Below are 24,271 nucleotides of genomic sequence, written 5' to 3'. Positions count from 1 at the left end.
AATTTGACCTTCATTCAGAAATTTTACGTTTATGGAAGGATGGTTTTGGTTGTTGCAACCAGTTACTAACATTATCACAATAAAAATTGTCATAAATAAGTTAAAAATTTTCAAATATAAGTCACCCCCTTTTCTAGTATGATTGTATATGTACAACAAATATGGTATCGTTGCTAGGTTGCTTTCCAAAACTATTTTATCAGTTTAACTTACAGAGGTATAGGAGGTATTTAGGTGATAAACAAAATTTCTATCGTCCTAATCATGTTTATTATTGGCGGAATCGGGTATACCCTATACGGTTTTTTTGCAGTTGATAAAAATCCGGATATTATCACAGTAGAACGCTTTAACGACCAAGAACCTATTTTACTAGATCAATATATTGGCCAAAAGAAAACTATTCTACAATTTGTTGCCGTCCCTTGTGAATGCTGTAGCTTTTCAATGCCCTTTATCCAGCAATTCGCCCAAGAACAAGATGAATTTGAAGTCATCACGATCGTTTTTTATGGTAAACGTAACGAAATTCAGGATAAGTTTGAAAATGAGTATAAAGCGACCCATTTGTATGGTATTGATTTAGATCGTAGTATCGCAAATCATTATGGAGTAAACGTTTCACCAACCTATGTGTTCTTTGACGAGGAAGGTAATAGCTTAGGGGCATACCCGTATATTATTTTGGACTCAGACGAACTTCTCAAGCGCTACGAAGATGCTTTCGATAAGTTCCACGGCCAAGGAGCGTAGATTATGGACTATATCCTAGCCTTAACTGCAGGTATTTTGTCTTTTACATCTGCATGTATTCTTCCATTAATCCCTAGCTACTTAGCTGTTATTACTGGACTTTCGGTCACTGAGCTAATTGATAATCGGCACCATCGAAAACAAATTCTTGTAAGGATTTGTATGTTTATTATTGGTTTGATTATTCCGCTTATTTTACTTGGGATGACCGCTTCAACAATTGGCTCAAAAGCCTTAAGCTACTCTGAAAACTTCTCGAAACTGTTTGGTTTTATCGTAATTTTATTTGGTCTTCACTTACTAGGCTTGCTAAAATTTCAAGTATTAAACAAAGAGTTCCGTTTAGATTTCTTATTTAAAAGGAAAAACAGTTTGTGGAGTGTTGCGTTAATGGGGCTAGCCTTTGGCTTTGGCTGGACTCCGTGTATTGGGCCGATGCTTAGCTCTATTTTAATTATGGCTGCAGAATCAGACACAATGTGGCGTGGTGGTAGACTGTTATTTGTTTACGGCTTAGGATTAGGTTTACCTTTTTTACTTATTGGAATATTGAGTACTCTCGGTTTTCAATTCTTGAATACAGTTAAAAACCACCTTCGAGTCATATCTATAATCAGTGGGATTTTCTTGATCATCCTAGGATTATTACTTATTACTGGAAACATGGCCTACATTACTCCAGCTTTATAATCCTAAGGCACTTTTCGTAAACATTGCTCCTGCGGTTACTCGTCGCACAAAAAAACTTGTTGCTTTTTAACCTAATGTAATTGGAAAAATTCCTTAGATGAAGAATTCCCTAGTAGAAAAAGTAAGAAAAGAGCAATGCTTACTAAATAAATAGTGATATCTTGTTGTTTATGTGTAAAAATCCGGCTTTTGGGATTTTTACGAAAGCAACAAACTATACGAAAGCAGCCTTTACTAGAGTCTGTTTGCTTATCTCTATCAATATACCAACAGGAAAAGCACCGATTATCGGTGCTTTTCCTGCTGTTTTCATTTACATCATCTTTTGCATAGGAAGATGTTTATTGTTTTCTTGCTCATAAATACGAAGCTTAACAAATACGATTGGTGCTAGAAATAATCCCCATAAACCTATTAAGCCATATCGAATAAAGTCGAAAATATATTCTTCTGGAAAAACTTCTTTTAACCCAACTTGAATAGCAAACATACCAACTATTCCAATTGTAAAAGCTCCTGCCTTTCTCAGTAGACTGCGATTTATCTCCATGTTTACAAATTTACCTTCTAATAAATATCCAATTCCTGCCCCTAATAGAATTCCAGCAAATTTAAAGCCTTCTTCCTCTGGGAAAATCAATAATAAAAGAATTGGTACAATGATTGCTAGAAGCCACTTAACACCAATGCCAATCGTTGATAAAAATTTCTCCACAAACATGGAAACAATAATAATCCCTATTCCTAAACCTATCCCTGCAATGATATCCGTTGGCCAATGTAAACCTGTATAAAGTCTTGAAATAGAAACCAACAAAATCAACACGATACTTCCGATCATAAAAAGAGATGAACGACTTTGATAAGCTAGAAAGCCCCAAAGTGTTGTAGAACCTTGAGCATGTCCGCTCGGAAAAGAGTCATGTGGATAATGACTTCCAACTTCAGCAGAGCTGACAAAGAGATTATTTACCCCCTCTGCACCAATCGGTCTTGTTACTGCAAAATAGATTTTCAAGAATGAATTCACATACATCGATAAAATAAAAATGTAAAAAAGTCGAAAACCAACCGTTTTGGAAATACACCAATAAACAAGCGGCAAAATTAAGAAATAAAATTCCTCATTCCCTAAAAATGTAAGAACTCGTGCAAACACAGTTAATACTGGATGTTGTAATTGTGTAAACCATTGCAAAATGTCTAGCTGGCTCATCCTAAACCTCCCTATTAATATTGAATACTATTATTATATATTCATTCCGAAATTACACAACTCTAACTCTTTTTATTTGGTTCCTAGTTTAGATACATAACAGACCGCCATTACATAATTTTTCTTTTTTTTACACGTTTTTAAGTATATTTGAGGATCTAGTGAAATGTGATAAAAGTTACGTTTTTGATGTTTATTTCATTGTATAATAAATTTATTAAAAATACTCATAGAAAAGAGGGTGGAATGAATGGATATAGTTACCAAAAAAATATTTTACTTAGCGTTCTTTCTCTTACTACTAGTTTTAGTAGGTTGTAATAGTTCTGCTAAAGATTCCAATCCATATAATTTCCCTGATTACGTATTAAACGCCACTTATCCGGGAGCCATGGCAGCTTATGAATATGCTGTTGAAGCCGAGGATGGAATCTTAGAATATATTCCATGCTACTGCAGTTGTTATGTTGATCCTTTCAATCATAACAATGTCAAAGATTGTTTTATCTCCAATACTGAAAGTACCGATGATTTGATTGTTTATGACAATCATGGCGCTGGCTGAGGCATTTGTATCGAAATTGCACTGGATGTGCAAGAACTACATGAACAAGGTGTATCACTTGTCGATATTCGCAAGTATATTGATGAAGAATACTCAAAATATGCAGAACCAACACCAACACCTCACCCACCGGGTCATTAAAAAAAGATCAATTAAATCAAATTCTTTAAATGGAAAAGCTATCGCGAAATAGATGCGATAGCTTTTATTTATATACTTAAAACTCACAACCTCGTAAGCTTTAATTCCTCTAAAGGTAAGGGACCTGGTGGTGCAAAAAAGTAACCTTGAGCTAATGGGATTCCAACACTTTTACAAAAGTCTGCTTCCTCGCTACGTTCAATCCCCTCCGCAAGTAAAATAATATTGTATTCCATCGCAATTTTAACAATGTCTATTATCATTTTTTGCTTACCTACATCTTGATCGCACCGATCAATTATCGAACGATCTACCTTCGCATAATTTGGTTGCAATTGTTTTAATACCTCTAGTGTTGCATAGCCAGCCCCTAAATCATCCAAAGCTACTTTCATCCCATGCTTCTTATAAACATCAAAAATATTCTTAAGGTGTGTCATATTCATTATTTGTTCAGTTTCTACGACTTCAAAAACTAAATCTGTAGGCTCAACATCATATTTTTCAACCGCCGCAAAGGTACTTTTCAAACAGTGATTGGGGTCATAAATCGAAGATGGCAGAAAATTGATAAACCGTTTAATCCCCCTCTTTAAATGTCTCGCACTCTTTTCAATTGAGGAAATTCTTGCTTGACTATCAAGTAATGATTGTAAGCCCGCTCTTTTTGAAAAAGCAAATAGGTCTCCTGGCAAAAAATCCGCTTGATTTTTCTCTGGTCTTAATAAAAATTCATATCCATAAACATCTAAACGATCTAAAGTTACTATCGGTTGTATAAAACTTGTAAATAATTGGTCATTAATTATTTTTACGTACTGTCTATTATTCATTCTCTCTTTAAGTTCTGAAAACGAAGTAACCGCAGAAACGACCTCAGGACTAGGTTGCGAAGGAAGAATCCTACAGTTCATTTTCACTTTTGTTTCTTCATTAAACATAATATCAATTCTAGCTAAGATAGTAGTTAGTTCCTCGATCGAAGAGTATTGAAAACGCACGTAAGCCAAACCACTATCAAATACGACGTTAGACTTACTTATTACATTGACTATGGAATCTATGATTTGGTTTATTACTTGCAACTCAATCGTACCAGTCTCATAGATTTCATTTACTTTAGAACAACTTGAACACCTTTCCATAACTTCAACTCCAACCCGTGGTAGTAAATGCTTATTTGATTCATGCTACCACATCTCGCTGGAAAAAACGTATATTTTGCTTTGGTAAATTCATTTGCATTTTTGCATTTTAGGTTTTATTTTGAGAAGAAATGAACCTAACAAAAAAAGTGACCATAGCAGTAAGGATAACAGCTACTATGGTCACCTTACTTTATGTTACGGTCGTACTTATTTAATAGTTCCTGGGCAGCTAAAGTAACGGTAAGCATTCCATTTTCAATATTGTGTTTATATTCAGGTAAACTCCCTTTAACGATTGGGTCCTCGTAAAATCTATTTAATAATTGTGCTTGAAGAGTTTCATGAAGCCAAAAGGATAGTTGCTCTTTTCTCCGTTCATAAAATAAGTGGTTTTTTTTCGTATGCTTCACATACGTCCCAACCACATCCCAGATCGTATCAATTCCTTCGCCATAAAGGGCTGAACAAGTATAAGCTTTAGGCTCCCATCCTTTTGTCGCAGGCGGAAGGTAATGTAGAATTTGATTGTATTCTTCTTTTGTAGCAGCAGCTTTCAATTTGTTAGTACCATCTGCTTTATTTATGAAAATAGAATCTGCTATTTCCAAAACACCTTTTTTCATCCCTTGCAGTTCATCACCTGCACCGGTGATCATTAACACAAGGAAAAAATCCACCATGGACCTAACAGTCGTTTCACTCTGTCCAACTCCGACAGTTTCGACTATGATCACATCATAGCCTGCAGCTTCACAAACAAGCATTGTCTCACGACTCTTTCTTGCAACACCACCAAGAGTACCACCTGCTGGCGTCGGCCTTACAAAAGCATTTTTATTTCTTCCCAATTGTTCCATTCTTGTTTTATCACCTAGAATGCTCCCTTTTGATATTTGACTACTAGGATCAACAGCAAGAACAGCAACTTTATGCCCTAACTCGCATAAATAAGTTCCAAACGCTTCAATTAACGTGCTCTTGCCTGCACCTGGTACACCCGTAATTCCAATTCGAATTGATTTCCCTGTGTAAGGGAGTAATTCACTTATGACCTGTTGTGCTAGATGAAAGTGTTTTTCGGCATTACTTTCCACAAGCGTTATCGTTTTGGCTAACATTGCTCGGTTATTATCAAGTACCCCTTTAACATAATCTTCAACAAATAATTTCCGTTTCCGCTTTGGAGCTTGATTATCCTTTTCCAGAAACATCACCTTCTTCTTAGTTTAGAGTTTTGAGTGCAGAGCTATGAGTTTGAGATTAGACTCGATGCTTTACTCTCCTCAACTTTCAACTCTACACTCTAAACTGTAAACTTTAGTCAAGTTGCTCTTTTATTTTTTCTAACACGGTTTGGGCAGCAATTGGTATAACTGTTCCTGGACCAAAAATGGCAGCTGCACCCTGTGCATATAAAAATTCATAATCCTGAGGTGGGATGACCCCTCCAATGATTACTAAGATATCTTCTCTCCCTAACTTTTTAAGTTCTTTCACAACCTCAGGTAAAAGTGTTTTATGACCTGCTGCAAGGGAGCTCATTCCAATGACGTGAACATCATTTTCGACTGCCTGAATGGCTGCTTCTTCAGGTGTTTGGAACAATGGACCGATATCCACATCAAACCCTAAGTCAGCAAAGGCAGTTGCGATAATTTTGGCACCACGATCGTGCCCATCTTGGCCAAGTTTTGCAATCATAATTCGTGGACGTCTTCCTTCTGTTTCAGCAAAATCATCAGCTATTTTTCTTACTACATCTATTTGTTTACCTTCAGCAAATTCTGCTCGATATACACCACTAATAGATCGGATCACCGCCTTATGTCTTCCAACAACTTTTTCATAAGCTTCAGATATTTCCCCTAAGCTTGCCCTTGCTCGAGCTGCTTCAATTGCAAGCGCTAACAAGTTTCCTTCACCTGTTTCTGCAGCTTCTGTAATCGCTTGAAGCGTCCTAGTAACTTTCTCCTCATCCCGGTTGTTTCTTAACTCCTCAAGTCTTTTGATCTGAGATTTCCTAACCGCAGTATTGTCTATATTTAAGATTTCGATTGGATCTTCTTGTTCAAGACGATATTTGTTTACGCCAATAATTGTCTCTTTTTTCGAGTCTATGTGTGCTTGTCGTCTTGCTGCCGCCTCTTCAATACGCATTTTGGGTAACCCTGTCTCAATTGCCTTGGCCATACCTCCAAGTTTTTCAACTTCTTGGATATGTCCCCATGCTTTTTCTGCTAGCTCTTTTGTAAGTGATTCTACATAATAAGAGCCACCCCATGGGTCTAAGACGTTACAAATTCCTGTCTCGTCTTGTAAAAATAATTGAGTATTTCGCGCAATGCGTGCCGAAAAATCCGTCGGTAATGCGATTGCTTCATCTAAAGCGTTTGTATGAAGTGATTGAGTATGTCCTAGACTAGCTGCTAGCGCTTCAATACATGTTCTTGCGACATTATTAAACGGGTCTTGCTCTGTTAAACTCCAACCCGATGTTTGTGAGTGAGTTCTAAGCGCTAGTGATTTTTCATTTTTAGGATTAAATTGCTTTATCAGTTTCGCCCATAGTAATCGAGCTGCTCTCATTTTAGCGACTTCCATAAAGTAGTTCATTCCAATAGCCCAGAAAAAGGATAGCCTCGGCGCAAACGCATCGACATCAAGTCCAGCTTCAATCCCTGTACGTACATACTCAAGCCCATCAGCTAAAGTGTAACCAAGTTCAATATCAGCTGTCGCCCCTGCTTCTTGCATATGGTAGCCAGATATACTAATACTATTAAACTTTGGCATAAACTTTGATGTATATTCAAAGATATCAGCGATTGCCTTCATTGATGGCTTTGGAGGATAAATGTACGTATTTCGTACCATATACTCTTTTAGGATATCGTTTTGAATGGTTCCAGAGAGTTGTTCTTGGCTTACACCTTGTTCTTCAGCAGCAACAATGTAGAAGGCCATAATTGGTAATACAGCTCCATTCATTGTCATGGAGACACTCATTTTATCCAAAGGAATTCCATCAAATAAGATTTTCATATCCAAAATTGAATCCACTGCCACTCCAGCTTTACCAACATCTCCGACAACGCGAGGATGATCGGAATCATATCCACGGTGTGTTGCTAAATCAAAAGCAATCGAAAGACCTTTTTGTCCAGCCGCTAAATTCCTGCGGTAAAAAGCATTACTTTCTTCTGCTGTAGAAAATCCTGCATATTGTCTAACTGTCCAAGGTCTTGATTTATACATAGCTGGATAAGGTCCCCGTAAAAACGGCGGTATACCAGAAACATAATCAAGATGTTCCATTTCTTTTATATCTTCATAGCAATATAGGGGTTTTACAAAGATTTGCTCCAACGTGCGAAACGATTGCTGTTCGGAAAAAGTAGGTTTAGGCTCAGTATCGTCTGATCCTCTGTCTAATGATATCTTTGTAAAATCAGGATTGTTCATTTTCAAGCCCCTCCGTTTCTCCTTGAAGCTCTTTTAATAATTGGTAGCAATTGGTTTCAACATGAATAAATCCAGCTAAACCTGCTCCAATTAATTGTTTTTCAAGCTCTGCTTCCTGCATTCCAGCAACAAATAAGCGGATATCAGGTCGCTTCTTTTTTACCTCTGTTACAATTTGTATAGCGTGTTCGTGATAGCTTTTATTTTTTCCACAAATGATTGCGATGGACGAATCAGTTTGAATAGTCGCTTGAATGGCTTCTGCTGTAGTCTTAAAGCCATCGTTTCTTAACACCTGAAAGCCTCCTGTCTCAAAAAAACTAGCGATAAAGTCAGAGCGTTGTTTATGGTGTGAAAGCGGGCCCATACTAGTCAAAAACACATTTGCTGGCCTACCAGCTTGTTTTTTGCTATCATTTATTTTTCTTAATTCCTCAAAGTCTTCTGTAGCGCGATAAGTTTCAAGCTTTTCTACGGATGCAACATTACTACTACCTAAAGCTCTAACTATGTCGTTTACACTAGCCCCTATTTCAAATGCATCAATGATATCACTCATCATATTTTGACTACTAATGGAAACCGATACAGCACTCTTCTGTTTAATGGTGTTGAACCGCTGTTCTAACAGTTCATGTAATACTTGATCATCGCGTTTTTTTACTAACTCATCGCTATTAGGATACATGGTTGCACCCACGAATTTCAGTTTACGTTTCTCAATGTCTACCTTTTTCTGACTTGAAACTTCTTTGATCAATTTTTGTGGTAGTCCATTTTGAATTGCTGTATACATACCGCCTACTTCTTCAATCTGCTGAAATAACTTCCAACTCTTTTTGCCAATTTCATCGGTAAGATGTTCTACATACCATGAGCCACCAGCTGGATCAGCTGTTTTTAGGACATGTGCTTCTTCTTGAATGATCAATTGAATGTTACGTGCCGTTCTTCGCGAAAAATCACTCGGTAACGTAAATGTCTCATCAAACGGACTGACATGTAAACTATCAACACCACCTAGTGCCGCGGTAAATGCTTCGACTGTACCTCGAAGCATATTGACATAAGGGTCGTAAACCGTTTTTGTCCACTGAGATGTTCTAGCATGTACATGTAACTTTTGACTTCTTTCTTCACCTCCAAAAGCTTTTACGATGGTAGCCCATAACATTCTAGCACTACGAATTTTGGCAAGCTCCATGAAAAGGTTAGACCCAATTGAGATTGAAAAACTAATAGAAGAGGCAATTTGATCAATGCTAAGTCCGCGCTCTTGCAGCTCACGAATATAATAAACACCAGTTGCTGCCATAAATGCTAACTCTTGAACCGCGTTAGCTCCACTATTGTGATAGATATTTCCATCTATAGTGATTAACTTTAGTTCAATATCATTTTCTAGTCTCCACTTGATTGCACTAGCCATTTGATCTAGATAGATAGCCATATCATTAGGTAATGTACCTTCTTTCAATAACATCGAAATTGGATCAGTACCTATACACCCTCTAAGACTTTTTAGAGGTAAATTATATTTTTGGTAATAAGCTGCGATTAGCCCTAATACAGAATGGTTCGTACCACATTCTATTAAAATAGGGAATTCAGTAACATCAATATTCTCGAAAATAGTTTCAAGATCAGCTAAAGTATAAATACCTGCCCCTGTTTGACTAAAACTTCTTTTACCCGTAGCTAATTTTAACTCGTCATTTATAACGAGATTAATTGCATTAACACCTTTGGATAAATCGTTTTTTAACCATTCATTTAATATTTCAGGAAGCGGATGAATCATTTCTTGGGCTACTAGCCAGCTTTTTTCACCAGCTACTTGGTCTGTGCCTCTGATAAATGGAAAGTCACCTGGAACAGTATTAGAAAATGCTAAATTTTTGACATCACGTTGTTGATACATAGGTTGAAGAATAATATCTTCATATGTTCTTGTAAGGAGCTTAGAAAAAGGAGCTCCTTTTAATGATTTTTCTACAGCTATTTTCCACTCCTCGTAAGACGGAATTGGAAAGTCGCAGATCTCCTTAAAAAAATCTTTATTAGTCTCTTCTGGTCCCACCGTAGTCACCTACCTTTAGAGTTTTGAGTTTTGAGTTTTGAAAGTAGTTCAGAGAAGAATTTTCTGTAACTCTCCTAGAATAAACTCTAAAACTCATTAAAACTTATGATTGAGTTAATGCCCCTGAGAAAAATCCGCAGGAGCACTAGTTGAGTAAGCAAGAAGAATGTTTATAATGGAATATTTCCATGTTTTTTCTTTGGTAGTTGCTTTCGTTTGTTTTTTAACATTTCAAGGGCATTTATTAAGCATTTTCTCGTGTCGCGAGGATCAATAACATCGTCAATCATGCCATTAGATGCAGCAACGTAGGGGTTAGCAAACTTTTCACGATACTCCTGAATTTTCGCTTGTCTAACGGCCTCTGGGTTGGAACTTTCAGCAATTTCCTTAGCAAAAATAATATTTGCCGCTCCTTCTGGCCCCATAACAGCCACTTCAGCATTTGGCCAAGCAAATACCAAATCAGCTCCAATCGCCTTACTGTTTAAGGCCACATACGCTCCTCCAAAAGCTTTCCTTGTAATGACGGTAATTTTCGGTACAGTCGCTTCGGAGTAGGCGTATAAAATTTTTGCACCATGACGAATGATTCCACCATGTTCTTGCTTTATTCCTGGGATGAATCCGCTAACATCCTCAAACGTAATCAAAGGAATATTAAAGCAGTCGCAAAAACGAATAAATCTCGAACATTTATCAGAAGAGTCGATATCAAGACCACCTGCCATAAATTTCGGTTGGTTGGCGACAATTCCAACAGTTTCTCCATTAATTCTGGCAAAGCCTACAACAATATTTTTTGCAAATGATGGTTGAACCTCCATAAAATTCTCATCATCAATAATGGCCATGATTACTTTGCGGACATCATAAACCTTCGTTCCATCTATAGGTACTATATCTATTAATTCGTCGACTCGTTCATCTCTTGGCCGCTTTATTTCTGGTTGTTTTGTCGGAGTTTTCTCTTGATTGTTTTGTGGTAAGAAGCTAACTAGTTTTCGAACTTGAGCTAACACTTCTTCCTCTGTTGGTGCGGTAAAATGGGCATTTCCGCTTAATGTTGAATGAACTCTTGCTCCACCCAAATCTTCTGTATCAATGTCTGCCCCAGTCACACTTTTGATCACTTTCGGACCAGTAATAAACATCTGACTCGTTTTTTCCACCATGAATACAAAGTCAGTGATGGCTGGTGAATAAACCGCTCCACCTGCACAAGGTCCCATGATGACAGAGATTTGTGGTATTACTCCTGAAAAAATTGAATTCCTGTAGAAAATATGTCCATAGCCATCTAAAGATAGAACACCTTCCTGTATTCTCGCTCCTCCGGAGTCATTCAAACCGATAATAGGTGCCCCATTTTCAGCTGCAAAATCCATAATTTTGGCAATTTTTGTTGCATGCATTTCTCCTAGCGCTCCACCAAATACAGTGAAATCTTGAGAGAAGATAAAGATTAAACGACCGTCTATTTTTCCATATCCAGTGACCACACCTTCACCAGGAGCTTCTGAACTCCCCGAGGCTAAGGCTAATCCTCGATTTTCTATAAAAGGATTTATTTCAACGAATGTTCCTTCATCAACTAACATGTCAATTCTTTCCCTAGCAGTTAGTTTGCCACGATTATGTTGTGCCTCAATTCTCGCATCACCTCCGCCGTTTTTTACTTTCCAACGACGTTCTTCCATTTCTTCGATTTTATCAAACATATCCATTGCCTTTGTCAACCTCCTTTGAGTGTTTAAGATCTGCACAACGAAACTTTCATCATTATACTCTTACTAGGAATAAAGGTTGACCATACTCTACTAATTGGCCATTTTCGACTAACACCTCGACAATCTCACCATTTACTTCTGCTTCAAGCTCATTCATTAGTTTCATCGCTTCAACGATACAAACAACCGTATCATTTTTTACTAGATCTCCACTTTTAACGAAAGCAGGCGCATCTGGTGATGGAGCCGCATAAAACGTACCAACCATAGGGGACGTAATCTTATGCAATTTTTCTTCAACAACGACAGGAGTAGTTGGTTCTTCTGCTTTTATTTCTTGTGGATACGCTGCTGGTACTGGTGGTGGAACTACTGATTGACTGCTTTGTACCGCTGGAGGCACTGAGTTCACATTTTCAGTTACAACAATTGAAGCTCCTTTTTTACGAATAACAACTTTTTCATTATTTTCACCTTTTACAATTAATTCATCAATATTTGAACGGTCCACCGCACGTATTAACTCTCTTAGGTCATTAATTTTAAACATCATTATTACCCTCCTATAAATTATCGTTTTTTAGTAGATGCTCGTAAGTTAGTAGAGCATCCTTAGTCAACATAGAATGCAAGACAAAGTCAGCATAAATATCTGCAATTTCAGAAATAGAATAATCTCCTTCTGTTTTGTACCATTTATAAGTCCAATTAATCATTCCAAAGATAGCCATTGATGTGATGGGAACTGGCAATTCTTTCCGAAATTCCCCCAAATCTATTCCCTCTTTTACGACCTTGAACATCATTTCTTTATATTTGTCTCGCTTCTTCTTTATCTCTTGAAAATACTCTGGTGCTAAGTATAAGCTCTCTTGATAGAAGACTGTAACATGAGGTCGGTACATATCAAACATCATGACAAACGATTTAATAATTGCATATAAACGTTCTGTAGGTGTATGCCATTTCTCGTAAGCTTCAGTCGCTTTGTCCAGGACATAAGTAATAAAGTAATCATGAACACTATAAAGAAGTTCGTCTTTAGATTTGAAGTAATGATAGAAAGTTCCTTTACTTGTTCCACTTAATTTTACTATTTTATCAACCGTTACTGCATGATAGCCATTTTGTTCAAAAAGTTGGAGTGCTACTTCGGTTATTTTTTCTTTCGTAGGTTTTTCTATCAAAACATTACCTCCATTCTTTTTGATTTGCTATAACTAAATTTTATAAGAAAATATTGTAAGAGGTACTAGACTACTATGATTTTAGATAATTTGGTTCTGCTCTAAAAACTTTGTCGTGAAATTGCCATTTTTGAAGTCTTCATGCTCAAGTAAAGCAATATGAAAGGGAATCGTTGTTTCAACCCCAGCAATCAAAATTCATTTAACGCACGCTTCATTCTAGCAATAGCTTCTTCACGAGTTTTTCCATGGACAATCAATTTTGCAATCATGGAATCATAAAACGGAGGAATGACATATCCATGGTACGCTGCACTATCAACACGAACCCCTAAACCACCCGGTGGATGATACGCCTCAATCTTCCCTGGTGAAGGCATAAAGTTCTTCATTGGATTCTCTGCATTGATCCGACATTCAATTGACCAACCATTAATCACTACTTCTTCTTGAGTAATCGAGAGAGGATACCCTGCTGCTACCATTAATTGCTCCTTTATTAAGTCGACACCAGTCACCATTTCAGTAACAGGATGTTCTACTTGAATTCGCGTATTCATTTCCATGAAATAGAAATTTTATGTTTGTCCAGTAAAAATTCTACTGTGCCTGCACCAGTATAATTTACGGCTCTTGCAGCTTTTAAAGCTGCTTCGCCCATCTGTTGCCGCAACTCATCATCCAACGCCGGAGAAGGAGCTTCCTCAATCAACTTTTGGTGACGTCTTTGAATGGAACAATCACGTTCTCCTAAGTGAATCACATTCCCTTGAGTATCTCCTAACACTTGGATTTCTATATGTCGTGGTTCTTCTACATACTTTTCTAAATAAACCCCAGCGTTCCCGAAAGCAGTTTCAGCTTCTTGTTGCGCCATCGATACTGCTTTTTGTAACTCTGCCTCGGTTTCGGCTACACGCATTCCTTTTCCCCCACCACCAGCAGTGGCTTTAACAATTACAGGAAAGCCAATATCACGAGCTGTGTTTAATGCTTCTTGTAAATTAGTAATAATTCCATCTGTTCCTGGAACGATTGGCACTCCTGCTGCTTTCATCGTATCTCTCGCAACAGCTTTCGCCCCCATTTTCTGAATAGCTTCTGGGGTCGGTCCGATAAATGTAATGTTCGATGCACCACACATCTCAGCAAATTCCGCATTCTCTGCCAAAAATCCATATCCTGGATGAATCGCATCAACTCCTGTAATGGTTGCAACGCTCAATAAGTTCACTTGCTTTAAATAACTTTCTTTTGAAAGGTGAGGCCCGATACAATAGGCTTCATCCGCTAACTGGACATGGAGTGCTTCTTTGTCAGCTTGAGAATAGACAGCGACCGTTGAAATCCCTAATTCCTGACATGCTCTGATAATTCTAACGGCAATTTCACCACGATTAGCAACTAAGACTTTTTTAAACATCCTTTCACCTCATCTCATAAATTGGTTGTTCATTTACTTGAAGTCCGCTCATTGTTAGTTTTGTATCCGACCGACTAGTCAGTCTACTATCTATCTGAATTTTACGAAAATAATGAACCATTGTCAATAGTTTCTTATTCAGTTTAAAGTTTACAATACGGAATTTCCTGTGTGGGCTCGATGATTGGGGCTTAGTTAGAATGTAGAATGAGCCTAATGCAACGCTTTGAGGAATTTCAAGGATTTTTTAGATTAGAAAGCTTAAGGCGGGGATTGGAAAAAATATAGTGTGCTTTATTGCCTGCTTAGCCTGACCAGTGATTGTTCTTCCAACTAGGAGTGCTTTTAGGCTCGGAATACTTTTCTAGTTTTCAGCATGATTTCCGAAATTAGCCTAGGTTCGGAATACTTTTCTATGTTTCAACCTGATCCTGTCCGAACTTGAACAAGGTTTGGATTGAATCTTTTATACCTCAAGGATTGGTGCTGGAGTTAGCACTGATTTCTAAAAGCAGTTATGCAAAAAAAGAGGAGAACTGCAAATTTCAGTTCTCCTCTTGGTGGCTTGTATTACTTCCCTGTTTCTTTAAATGTTTTAATGCGGTCACCTATTTCATCACGCACTCGTTGGAAAAATGCCCACTGTTCCTCTTCTGTTCCTTCCGCCTTTGCTGGATCATCGAAGCCCCAGTGAACACGCTCTTTATTTTTTGGCGTAGCAGGACAAACATCATTCGCATGGCCACAAAGAGTGACAACCAAATCAGCTTTTTCCAAAATTTCGGGATCTATTCTATCAGAGGTTTGCTTAGTAATGTCAATACCAATCTCCTGCATCGCTTTTACTGCATTTGGATTTACGCCATGTGCTTCAATCCCTGCAGAATACACATCCCATTCATCACCTAAATAATGATGACCAAAACCTTCAGCCATCTGGCTACGGCAAGAATTCCCTGTACATAGAAAGTAAATTGTTTTTTTAGACATAAAATTAAAACTCCTTTTGATTTGTTTATTTATTGATATTTACTTAGCAAGCTTTGGTTCTGGAAACCAATGCCTTGTATTGTTGGCTATTTTCACTAAGTAAAGCATTAATGGTACTTCAACTAAAACGCCTACTACTGTAACTAAAGTTGCCCCTGAGTTTAAGCCAAACAAGGCAATCGCTACAGCAACTGCTAATTCAAAAAAGTTACTAGTGCCAATCATCGCGGCAGGTGCTGCAACACTATGCTCTAACCGCCATTTTTTCGCCCAAAAATAGGCAATGATAAAAATAAAGAATGTTTGAATGATTAACGGAATAGCAATCAAACCAATATGGAACGGATTACTTAAAATGACGTCACCTTGGAAAGAGAAGATAATAATTAAGGTAAGTAAGAGCCCTACCATTGTAAATTTCCCTGCACGCTTAATATAAACTTGTTCAAACCATTCTTTCCCTTTATTTTTAATTAATAAGATACGGGATAGATAACCGGCAACTAATGGAACAACAATAAATAAAATGACTGATAAAATAACTGTCTCGTAAGGAACGACTACATCATTAATACGTAATAAAAACATCACAATCGGACCATAGGCAAAAATTAAGATTAAATCATTAACAGATACTTGGATCAGAGTATAACTTGCATCTCCTCTAGTTAAATAGCTCCATACAAATACCATTGCTGTACATGGAGCTGCGCCTAACAAAACCGCACCAGCAATATATTCTGTTGCAAGATCACCTGAGATAAAAGGTGAAAAAATCACCTTAAAAAACAGCCATGCGAAGAAAAACATTGTAAACGGCTTAATGATCCAGTTCACTACTAATGTAATGACCAAACCTTTAGGTTTTTTCCCCGCATTCACAATACTCGCAAAATCAATTTGTGCCATCATTGGATAAATCATTAACCAAATCAGAATAGCTACGGGAATTGAGACTTGAGCATATTCAAATTGACTTAAGGTTTCAGGAACTACTGGTAGCCACTGACCAATAGCCAGACCTATTAAAATACAGAGGGCAACCCAAACCGTTAAATACCGTTCAAAAAAGCCAATCCCTTGCTCTTTTTCTTTCTGCTTATCCAATTTCTCTCACTCCTTTTGATTAGTCACAACTAATTTTTTTACCTAATTTCTCTAGTTGATATATTTTTTCTTCCTGTGTTGGGAGATACTCGGTAATTGACAAAATGACCTTATAATAATCAGATTGTTTATTTAATGAATAGAAGATCCATTGCCCCCTTCGAGCTTCATTAACAATTCCTGCATCTTTTAACTTGCGAACATGCTGACTAATCGACGGTTGACTCATGTTAAAAAGTTCAACAAATTCACAGACACAACAATCACTTTCCTTAAGTAAAAGGATCATCGTTAATCTAGTTTGATCCCCTAATAACTTTAAGACTGTTGCCATCTTTTCAACTGAGAACGGATCCATATACTCAACTCCCTATGCTTTTCTTATTATTATTATATAAGCATATACTTATATGTCAATAAAGATTATGTTAAACTATTGTAAAAGGGGGAAACTTAAGTGCGACATGGGAAAGATAAAACGCGTAGGTACTACCCTCTTATAAGAAAACCAAAGGAGAGAATAAACATGAAAATTGAAATTTTTGACCCTGCTTTATGCTGCCCAACAGGAGTCTGTGGTACTGACGTAGATCCCGAGCTAACCCGAATCGCCCGTGATATAGCAACCCTGCAAAACAAAGGCTATGACGTCGTTAGATATAATTTAGCACAAAACGCAGAACCATATGTATTGAATACTGATATTAGCATGTTACTTGAAGCAGAAGGAATAGACGCACTTCCTGCTACTGCTGTGGGTGGAAAAATTGTTAAAACACATAATTATCCGACAAAAACAGAACTGGCCACTTGGCTCCAAATTGATGTTAGTGAATTTGATGTAAAAAGTCCAAAGCTAACACTTGATTTAAAAACTAACTAATTTTCAGTTTTGAGTGTAGAGTTTAAAGTTTAGAGTTTCCTTTACGTATCGACTCGAAGCATTTAGCCTTCAATAACTTTACTACACTAACAAACAAAGAAAGGTTGTTATATATATATGGAAGTATTTCATCCAAGTAAATTAGCTGAAACCAGACATTTTTTCTTCACTGGAAAAGGTGGAGTTGGGAAAACTTCTACAGCATGTGCCACTGCTGTCTCCCTTGCTGAAGCAGGAAAGAAAGTATTAATCGTAAGTACAGATCCAGCATCAAATCTTGAGGATGTTTTTGGAGTGAAACTCTCTAATACCCCTACTGAAATTAGCGGTATTGCAAATCTATTCGCTTCAAACTTAGACCCTGAGGAAGCCGCCAGGAGTTATCGTGAGAGTGTGATTGGGCCTTACCGAGGCAAACTACCTAAAGCAGCTATCGATAATATGGAAGAACAGCTTTCAGGTGCATGTACGGTCGAAATTGCTGCTTTTGATGAATTTACAAATTTACTGGCAAACCAAGAGCTAACAAAACAGTTTGATCATATTATCTTTGATACTGCCCCGACTGGTCATACGCTACGATTATTGCAATTGCCAACTGCATGGTCTTCTTTTTTAGACGACAACACAACAGGCGCCTCATGCTTAGGACCTTTATCTGGGCTTGCTGCAAAAAAAGATCTCTATGCAACTACTGTTAATGCTCTTGCAAACAGCGAACAAACAACACTAGTCCTGGTATCTAGACCCGAATATTCATCATTAAATGAGGCTGAACGAGCTTCCTTAGAGCTTCGTGAACTTGGTATTACTAACCAAACTCTTATTATTAATGGAGTCTTTCAGGCAACTAAGATAGATGATCCAATTGCCATCCAACTAGAAAGAAAACAACAAATGGCTTTAGGGCAAATGTCTGAATACCTAAAAAAAATTAATCTATATAAACTTCCACTTGTACCCTACAATTTAACTGGTTTACATGCTCTACAAACTTTTTTAAACCATTAGATTTTATTTCACCTGAAATTACCAAAAGCGTAAGTGCTACAGAAATTCCATCACTTCATTCACTGGTTACCGCTTTTGCTGAAAAGAAGAATGGCGTGATCATGACGATGGGAAAAGGTGGAGTTGGAAAAACTACGATAGCTGCTGCGATTGCTCTCGGGCTAGCAGAAAAAGGTCATAAGGTTCACCTTACGACAACAGATCCAGCCGCGCACCTGTCTATTGTGTTACAAACTGAAAATTTTGACGGAGGTATTTCTGTAAGCCGAATAGACCCTAAAAAAGAAGTTGAAATTTATCGTGACGAGGTATTAGAAAAGGTTAGTGCTACACTTGATGAGGCAAGTTTAGAGTACATTAAAGAAGACTTACGTTCACCTTGTACAGAAGAAATTGCAGTTTTTCGGGCCTTCGCCAAAATTGTAGACAAAGCTCAAGACGCTTTTGTTGTTATTGATACAGCACCTACTGGTCATACCTTGCTACTTTTGGATGCTGCAGAATCATATCATAAAGAAGTTAGCCGTTCGAATGGTGATATGCCAGAAAGTGTAAAGAACTTATTACCTAGGTTACGTGATCCTGATATTACCAATGTTGTACTTGTAACCTTACCAGAAGCTACACCTGTTTTTGAAGCTAGTCGTCTTCAAGATGACCTAAACAGAGCTGAAATTCATCCTAAGTGGTGGGTAATAAATCAAAGCTTCCAAGCTGCTAATTCAATGGACCCTATCCTGAAAGGAAGAGCACAGGCAGAAGAGCAATGGATTACTAAGGTACGAACAGAACTTTCTAACCAATGTGTCATCGTTCCATGGCAAGCAGATGATACAATCGGTATAGATAGTCTTAAAAGTTACTTTAAATAGACATCACCAAAGAACTTTATAATTTATCTCCTCAAAAAAACTTCCACCTATACTTTTTAGGGAAGTTTTTTTAACTATCGAACCATTTCTTATTCATCGAGGTTCATTGTAAATTCAAAGCCTTGTTCAGATACATGGATACCATCTTTATACTTCGATAATATTTCATTATACTTTGTAGCAAGGACCTTAAAAAGTTCTTTATTTCCTGTTTCTAACGCAGTGTCAATTTCTTTTTGAATTGAAGATCTCTTAAATCGGTAGACTGACACCTCTAAAAAAATTTGTGCTAATAACGAGTCGATTACCTCGAGAGAAGGCTCTCTATGGTTATTCATTAAAGTTAGTTGCCTTAACATTTTTTTGTTGATTGCAAACTTTTCCATATTAAAACCCCCTTTTAACAATTATACTTAATTTTCTTACAATTTTCAACTTTCTGATATTTTAATTATTTATTTATAAAATACCCTTATCATCGAAAAGTTAAACCTCACCAAAATAAAAATTCCGTAGTTTTTTCCAAAATTTAGAAAAAACTACGGAATTTTTATTTTAAGGCATGAATTGCAATAATTAGGGACTCAAGTTGTGTTTCAAAAGACATACTTGCTACATTCGGTTTCGCAGTTGTCATTTCTGGAGTTGCTGGAAAATGAATAAATCCTGCTTTTGTTTGTAATTTAGCTGTTTTGATATAATGTAAAACTCCATAAAGAGTATTATTACATATATACGTACCTGCAGTATTAGATATTTGAGCCGGTACCCCATTTTCAACTAAACGATCAACCATCTTCCTAATTGGCAAGGTAGAAAAAATACCATCAGGACCATCTTGAACTATTTTTTCGTCTACAGGTTTTTCTCCTCGATTGTCTCCTTTAAGACCTTCGCCTCCAGTATCTTTTACATTTATTCCAATTCGCTCTATAGTAACACATGCTCGCCCAATGCTAAACCACAGCAAATCACTACATCAGGTTTCATTTCGTTTATTTTAATAATTAGTTCTTCAACACATCGATCATAAATCACTGGTAGGATACAGGTATGAATTTCGAAACCTTGTAATCTCTCTTTTGGCAGAGAATTTACAAGCTGAGTCGTGGGATTAACCTCCATTCCTCCAAACGGTACAAACCCTGTTACTAATACTCTCATATAAATTTCTCCTCTTTTTCATCACTTAAAAATTCTATTAAGCCTCTTTCGACTCCGACCAGGTGTTCCATCATTAACTCTTGAGCTTCTTTTTCGTTTTTATCGACGATTGCTCGAAAAATAGTTTGATGTTCTTCCATAAGTTGAAGAGCTGTTTTTCTATTTGAAAACAACCAAAGTTTTCGTGAGTCAAACATTGTAGCTCTAATTGTACTTGATATACTGTTTAACATATCGACAATATAATTATTATTTGATGCTTTTGCAATAGCCATATGAAACTCCAGTCAGCCTCTTCACCAACATCCTTATCATTAATTCCTTGTTTCATTTTCTCTAAGATCTGTTCCAATAGGTACAAATCATCCTCGGTTCGATGTGTAGCTGCTACTCTTACAGCACCAAGCTCCAGTATCCTCCTAATTTCAAAGATTTTGTTTATTTCATCAATATTAACTAGTCCTTGTAACGTTAGAGAAGGTAGTGAAAACTGACTAGGTTGTTTTACAAAAGTACCTAACCCTTGCTTTACCTCAATTAGTCCAACAGCCTTTAAGGCACTAAGCGCTTCTCTGACTGCTGCTTTCCCAACCGAAAATTGACTTGCAAGATTCGGGACAGAATCTAACTTCTCCCCTTGTTGTAACTCCCCTGATTGAATCATCTGTCTTAGTTTTTCTGCAATTTCTTCAGATAGTTTCTTTTTTTCTATTTTTATGAATTTCAATTCCCCACTGCCTCCGATACAACCCAAACTTCGTTAGTTTCTATTTATTATAAATGAGATTTTACTAAAATCAAAATTACGTTTTTAGCCACAAAATATGATTAGTGGATAACCTTTTAAATAGTATGATTATTATTGAAGCTACTATAAAACTTTTATCTTATTTGCTACAATCCAATAATTCATCATACGATAAATTGCTTCGTTGGTATAGGAACATTTTTCAGGAAAGGGCATTTAATAAGGAGCAAAGTTTAGGGAATTTGGAAACGTGCTGATGTATACTATCTTTACGTAACAATTTTTAGGAGTTTTTCTGGCTTGGGGGGGTAAAAATGAACAAACAAACTAGATAGAGAGACCGTCTTCAATGAACTTAGTAAGGAAGACCGAGAATTTCTAGTTTCACATGGAACTGAAATTTTTATTAAAAAAGGGAATTCACTGTTTTTAGAGGGGGATGCACCAACCCACATTTATTTAATTAAAAGTGGTAAGGTACGTCTAAGTAAGACAAATGTTGAGGGGAAAATATTATTCTTTCAATTTAAACAGCAGGACGATTTCGTTGGGGAACTAAGTTTATACAATAACCTTAGAGCGACTTGTAATGCTGACGTTATTAAAGATGCTAAATTAATTCGCTTCGAACGAGTCGTACTTGAAGAAATTTGCCGTCAAAACGGTACTTTTGCTTTGGCATTTATGAAGTGGTTTTCAAAGCATAGTAACTCTTTACTTGCCCAGTTTCGAGATCTTATTTTCTGTGGCAAAAAAGGAGCTCTTTTCTCCATTTTGATCCGTTTAAGTAATGCTCACGGTAAAAGAGTCGAAGATGGCATCCTAATAGATAAAAAGCTGACTAACCAAGAACTAGCTAACCATATCGGCGCTACTAGAGAGAGCATTAGTCGAATATTAAAACATCTTGTTAATGATCAAATCATTTCTATAAATTCAAAATACATTACCATTCATAACATTCAATTTTTACAGGATCAACTTCGGTGTGAACACTGTGCTTATGAAGAGTGTACCATTTAGTATTTTTAAAACAACTGATGCCGAAAAGAACGATTGCTTTTTGGCGAATCTAAAAAACAGCCAATAGAATTACATTCTTTGGCTGTTTTTCGTATTAAAATTATTTGATTAATTGATAACCAACAACTTTAAATCCGTGTCCTTTTAAAAAGCGAATACTTAAGTTTTTAAGAACTGGATCAGAAGCAACCACTACAACCTCACAACTTGTAATTTGATCATGATGCCTCTTCAAATAAGCATAAGGAAGGTTAAATGCTCCTTGTACAGGTTTATGCGAAGCATCTTGGTAGTCACGAACATCTAGATAAACAATATTATTACCATAATTCACCTTGGCTACATCCATCCTAGGAACATACCAAATTGGAAAATATCTCTGATATAAATAAAACATCACTATTAATAAAAATGAAATTAAGATAATATACATTTCTGCTCACCCGTCTTTAGCAATCTGTCACAAATCTTATTATAATCAACAGTCGACATTTCGCCAAGACATAAGCTTTAAATTTATAAAGGTTATTTTTGGGTAAAGAAAATTAGAATTACAAAAAGTGAAGCACCGTTTTTCGGAAAATAATCAAACCAAATAAGGTGCACATTCTATCTTAATTGTAGCCCCATTTGCAATAGAAGCCAAGTAAGCTTTCTCTTCACGCTTTGCTAGATGCAACTACTAAAGAGCGGCGGTATTCACCACTATCTCAAGCTAACTCCTGATTGTTTCCTTTTTAAAATTTAGGCGACCTTGATTTAGAAAGTAGGTTTGAGCAATTCCAAAAACTCCTCCAACTACCCAATAAAGAGAAAGAGCAGAAGGGAAATTAATCGCGAAAAATAAAATCAAAATCGGCATAAAGCTATAACCATGACTAATTGTTTATTAGCTTCTGGTTGTGCAGATGCCGTTAATCGTAATTGAATAAACGTCATTAATGCCGCTAATATTGGCAAGATGTAATATGGATCAGGAACTCCCAAATCAAACCATAGAAATGAATGCCTTGCTAACTCCTCTGTTCGGCTTATTGCATAATAAAAGGCCAACAAAATTGGCATTTGGATAAAAATTGGTGCACACCCACTACTAATTGGGTTAACTCCCTCAGCTTTAAAAAGTTTGAGCATTTCTTCTTGTAATTTTTTTTGAGTGTTTTCATCTTTATTAAAATATTTCTCTTTTAATTCGTTTATCTTCGGTTGAATGTCACGTAGAGCCTTCATGTTTTTTGTTTGTTTAATCATAACCGGCAAAAGCATAACCCTGATAAAGATAGTTACAGTAATAATCGCAAGTCCATAATTATTACCAAACAATACTGCTGTTTTTATCAGTAACCATGAAAATGGATAAACCAGATAATGATTAAAAATGCCTGGGCTATCAGGCGTAATTGGTGAAGCCTCCATTCCACAACCTGTTAATGCAAAAACAGCTAATACTGTGGAAATCATTCCCACTATTTTCTTATATTTGACAAAAGTAAGCATTTGTTTTTGATAAATGGATCGCATGAAAATTCCTCCTCAAAATGAAAAAAAGTAATGACCAAAAGAGAAGAGATTAAGGCGATCTTCATCTACAGAATTATTACAAAATTCTTTGGTTGGTTTTTTCCGAAATACAATAAGAACTCTTTTTATAAAAAAACTTATGGGAAGATCTACTTTTCGTACCTTAGCAATAAGTTTTATTCTGCGAATTTGACGTTGAGATACGGGAAGTAAACCACATTTGCTTATAAAAGCCATTACGAATATCAATGAGAGTAAAAATGAAACCCAGATTATCGTTACGTCAAATGGAAAATCCACCATGCTCACCTCCTTGAAAGCTCCTTTTCATCATTCATTAGCGAAAGGTTACTACGTAAAAGAAAGAAATCATAAATATGGTACAAATACCTAAGAGAAATAAGCCTCTGTTAACCCAAGATTTGGGACTATCCACCCTACCACCAGACATAGCAACAAAAGTATAAATAGCTAGTGCAACAACCATTAATAGTATTGCATCAATAATCGGTCCAAAAAAGCTAAGTTCAATATTAGCTTTTCGATAAATATCAATA

General features: G+C 36.6%; 19 protein-coding genes and 6 pseudogenes. 7 read left to right on the top strand and 18 right to left on the bottom strand.

Annotated features, from left to right (window positions below; genetic code table 11):
• Positions 1-234 precede the first annotated feature (234 nt).
• Positions 235-753, top strand: a complete 519-nt coding sequence (locus tag H1D32_RS17250; RefSeq protein ID WP_261179512.1) for a TlpA family protein disulfide reductase — start codon at positions 235-237, stop codon at positions 751-753.
• A gap of 3 nt (positions 754-756) precedes the next feature.
• Positions 757-1,443: a cytochrome c biogenesis CcdA family protein gene (locus tag H1D32_RS17245; RefSeq protein WP_261179511.1), complete on the top strand. Its 687-nt coding sequence runs from the start codon at positions 757-759 to the stop codon at positions 1,441-1,443.
• Between the two features lie 313 nt (positions 1,444-1,756).
• Here the strand turns inward: H1D32_RS17245 and H1D32_RS17240 are convergent, their stop codons facing one another.
• The gene (locus H1D32_RS17240) at positions 1,757-2,659 is read right to left on the bottom strand and encodes a phosphatase PAP2 family protein (RefSeq protein ID WP_261179510.1); all 903 of its coding nucleotides are present in this window, start codon (positions 2,657-2,659) and stop codon (positions 1,757-1,759) included.
• Positions 2,660-2,909: 250 nt separating this feature from the next.
• Here H1D32_RS17240 and H1D32_RS17235 point away from each other — a divergent pair, with 250 nt between their 5' ends.
• Positions 2,910-3,365, top strand: coding sequence for a PCYCGC motif-containing (lipo)protein (locus H1D32_RS17235; protein WP_314733442.1), 456 nt, complete (start codon positions 2,910-2,912; stop codon positions 3,363-3,365).
• An 83-nt stretch (positions 3,366-3,448) separates the two neighbouring features.
• Here the strand turns inward: H1D32_RS17235 and H1D32_RS17230 are convergent, their stop codons facing one another.
• The 11 genes and pseudogenes from H1D32_RS17230 to H1D32_RS17180 form a co-directional block, all read right to left on the bottom strand.
• Positions 3,449-4,510 carry an EAL domain-containing protein gene (locus H1D32_RS17230; RefSeq protein ID WP_261179509.1) on the bottom strand — a complete coding sequence of 354 codons (1,062 nt, stop codon included), beginning with the start codon at positions 4,508-4,510 and terminating at the stop codon, positions 3,449-3,451.
• 188 nt (positions 4,511-4,698) lie between these two features.
• Positions 4,699-5,724: a methylmalonyl Co-A mutase-associated GTPase MeaB gene (meaB, locus tag H1D32_RS17225; RefSeq protein ID WP_261179508.1), complete on the bottom strand. Its 1,026-nt coding sequence runs from the start codon at positions 5,722-5,724 to the stop codon at positions 4,699-4,701.
• A gap of 106 nt (positions 5,725-5,830) precedes the next feature.
• The gene (gene scpA / locus H1D32_RS17220; protein ID WP_261179507.1) at positions 5,831-7,975 is read right to left on the bottom strand and encodes a methylmalonyl-CoA mutase; all 2,145 of its coding nucleotides are present in this window, start codon (positions 7,973-7,975) and stop codon (positions 5,831-5,833) included.
• Positions 7,962-10,055, bottom strand: a complete 2,094-nt coding sequence (locus tag H1D32_RS17215; RefSeq protein WP_261179506.1) for a methylmalonyl-CoA mutase subunit beta — start codon at positions 10,053-10,055, stop codon at positions 7,962-7,964. The genes scpA and H1D32_RS17215 overlap by 14 nt, the downstream gene beginning before the upstream one ends.
• Before the next feature lie 170 nt (positions 10,056-10,225).
• Entirely contained in the window at positions 10,226-11,782 is a 1,557-nt protein-coding gene (locus tag H1D32_RS17210; protein WP_261179505.1) for an acyl-CoA carboxylase subunit beta, read from the bottom strand.
• A 55-nt stretch (positions 11,783-11,837) separates the two neighbouring features.
• A complete protein-coding gene (accB, locus tag H1D32_RS17205; protein WP_261179513.1) occupies positions 11,838-12,335 on the bottom strand; it encodes an acetyl-CoA carboxylase biotin carboxyl carrier protein in 498 nt (165 codons plus the stop codon).
• 13 nt (positions 12,336-12,348) lie between these two features.
• The gene (locus H1D32_RS17200) at positions 12,349-12,972 is read right to left on the bottom strand and encodes a TetR/AcrR family transcriptional regulator (RefSeq protein WP_261179504.1); all 624 of its coding nucleotides are present in this window, start codon (positions 12,970-12,972) and stop codon (positions 12,349-12,351) included.
• An 81-nt stretch (positions 12,973-13,053) separates the two neighbouring features.
• Positions 13,054-14,395: pseudogene (accC, locus tag H1D32_RS17195) on the bottom strand (acetyl-CoA carboxylase biotin carboxylase subunit).
• Positions 14,396-14,965: 570 nt separating this feature from the next.
• Positions 14,966-15,385, bottom strand: a complete 420-nt coding sequence (gene arsC, locus H1D32_RS17190; protein WP_261179503.1) for an arsenate reductase (thioredoxin) — start codon at positions 15,383-15,385, stop codon at positions 14,966-14,968.
• A gap of 39 nt (positions 15,386-15,424) precedes the next feature.
• On the bottom strand, positions 15,425-16,492 hold the full coding sequence (arsB, locus tag H1D32_RS17185; RefSeq protein WP_261179502.1) for an ACR3 family arsenite efflux transporter: 1,068 nt from the start codon (positions 16,490-16,492) through the stop codon (positions 15,425-15,427).
• A gap of 19 nt (positions 16,493-16,511) precedes the next feature.
• Positions 16,512-16,850, bottom strand: a complete 339-nt coding sequence (locus H1D32_RS17180; RefSeq protein WP_261179501.1) for an ArsR/SmtB family transcription factor — start codon at positions 16,848-16,850, stop codon at positions 16,512-16,514.
• Between the two features lie 168 nt (positions 16,851-17,018).
• On the opposite strand from H1D32_RS17180, the gene arsD reads away from it, so the two are divergent.
• Positions 17,019-17,375, top strand: coding sequence for an arsenite efflux transporter metallochaperone ArsD (arsD, locus tag H1D32_RS17175; protein WP_261179500.1), 357 nt, complete (start codon positions 17,019-17,021; stop codon positions 17,373-17,375).
• 117 nt (positions 17,376-17,492) lie between these two features.
• Positions 17,493-19,258 (top strand): annotated as a pseudogene (arsA, locus tag H1D32_RS17170) (arsenical pump-driving ATPase).
• Between the two features lie 89 nt (positions 19,259-19,347).
• On the opposite strand, the gene H1D32_RS17165 reads toward arsA, so the two are convergent.
• The 3 genes and pseudogenes from H1D32_RS17165 to H1D32_RS17155 all read right to left on the bottom strand — a co-directional run bounded on the left by H1D32_RS17165 (position 19,348) and on the right by H1D32_RS17155 (position 21,086).
• Positions 19,348-19,644, bottom strand: a complete 297-nt coding sequence (locus tag H1D32_RS17165) for an IDEAL domain-containing protein (RefSeq protein ID WP_261179499.1) — start codon at positions 19,642-19,644, stop codon at positions 19,348-19,350.
• A gap of 164 nt (positions 19,645-19,808) precedes the next feature.
• Positions 19,809-20,383: pseudogene (locus tag H1D32_RS17160) on the bottom strand (pyroglutamyl-peptidase I).
• A gap of 35 nt (positions 20,384-20,418) precedes the next feature.
• Positions 20,419-21,086: pseudogene (locus tag H1D32_RS17155) on the bottom strand (FadR/GntR family transcriptional regulator).
• A 483-nt stretch (positions 21,087-21,569) separates the two neighbouring features.
• On the opposite strand from H1D32_RS17155, the pseudogene H1D32_RS17150 reads away from it, so the two are divergent.
• Positions 21,570-21,821, top strand: a pseudogene (locus tag H1D32_RS17150) (Crp/Fnr family transcriptional regulator); the annotation flags it as partial.
• A 123-nt stretch (positions 21,822-21,944) separates the two neighbouring features.
• Positions 21,945-22,193, top strand: coding sequence for a helix-turn-helix domain-containing protein (locus H1D32_RS17145; protein WP_261179498.1), 249 nt, complete (start codon positions 21,945-21,947; stop codon positions 22,191-22,193).
• A 100-nt stretch (positions 22,194-22,293) separates the two neighbouring features.
• Here H1D32_RS17145 and H1D32_RS17140 read toward each other — a convergent pair whose 3' ends face one another.
• The 3 genes and pseudogenes from H1D32_RS17140 to H1D32_RS17130 form a co-directional block, all read right to left on the bottom strand.
• Positions 22,294-22,626 carry a sulfurtransferase gene (locus H1D32_RS17140; protein WP_261179497.1) on the bottom strand — a complete coding sequence of 111 codons (333 nt, stop codon included), beginning with the start codon at positions 22,624-22,626 and terminating at the stop codon, positions 22,294-22,296.
• A gap of 282 nt (positions 22,627-22,908) precedes the next feature.
• A pseudogene (yidC, locus tag H1D32_RS17135) lies at positions 22,909-23,690 on the bottom strand (membrane protein insertase YidC).
• A 361-nt stretch (positions 23,691-24,051) separates the two neighbouring features.
• On the bottom strand, positions 24,052-24,271 hold a 220-nt coding region (locus H1D32_RS17130; RefSeq protein ID WP_261179496.1), incomplete at its 5' end, for a hypothetical protein.

It is taken from the genome of Anaerobacillus sp. CMMVII, assembly GCF_025377685.1.
Lineage (GTDB): Bacteria > Bacillota > Bacilli > Bacillales > Anaerobacillaceae > Anaerobacillus.
Note: the sequence above shows the minus strand (reverse complement) of the source record. Positions and strands in the feature narration are given on the sequence as shown.

Coding starts and splice junctions, on each gene's coding strand:
- accB (WP_261179513.1), bottom strand. CDS start 12,335: ATGTTTAAAATTAATGACCTAAGAGAGTTAATACGTGCGGTGGACCGT.
- H1D32_RS17180 (WP_261179501.1), bottom strand. CDS start 16,850: ATGGATCCGTTCTCAGTTGAAAAGATGGCAACAGTCTTAAAGTTATTA.
- arsD (WP_261179500.1), top strand. CDS start 17,019: ATGAAAATTGAAATTTTTGACCCTGCTTTATGCTGCCCAACAGGAGTC.
- arsC (WP_261179503.1), bottom strand. CDS start 15,385: ATGTCTAAAAAAACAATTTACTTTCTATGTACAGGGAATTCTTGCCGT.
- H1D32_RS17230 (WP_261179509.1), bottom strand. CDS start 4,510: ATGGAAAGGTGTTCAAGTTGTTCTAAAGTAAATGAAATCTATGAGACT.
- H1D32_RS17210 (WP_261179505.1), bottom strand. CDS start 11,782: ATGGATATGTTTGATAAAATCGAAGAAATGGAAGAACGTCGTTGGAAA.
- H1D32_RS17245 (WP_261179511.1), top strand. CDS start 757: ATGGACTATATCCTAGCCTTAACTGCAGGTATTTTGTCTTTTACATCT.
- H1D32_RS17240 (WP_261179510.1), bottom strand. CDS start 2,659: ATGAGCCAGCTAGACATTTTGCAATGGTTTACACAATTACAACATCCA.
- H1D32_RS17140 (WP_261179497.1), bottom strand. CDS start 22,626: ATGTATATTATCTTAATTTCATTTTTATTAATAGTGATGTTTTATTTA.
- meaB (WP_261179508.1), bottom strand. CDS start 5,724: ATGTTTCTGGAAAAGGATAATCAAGCTCCAAAGCGGAAACGGAAATTA.
- H1D32_RS17165 (WP_261179499.1), bottom strand. CDS start 19,644: ATGGAAAAGTTTGCAATCAACAAAAAAATGTTAAGGCAACTAACTTTA.
- scpA (WP_261179507.1), bottom strand. CDS start 7,975: ATGAACAATCCTGATTTTACAAAGATATCATTAGACAGAGGATCAGAC.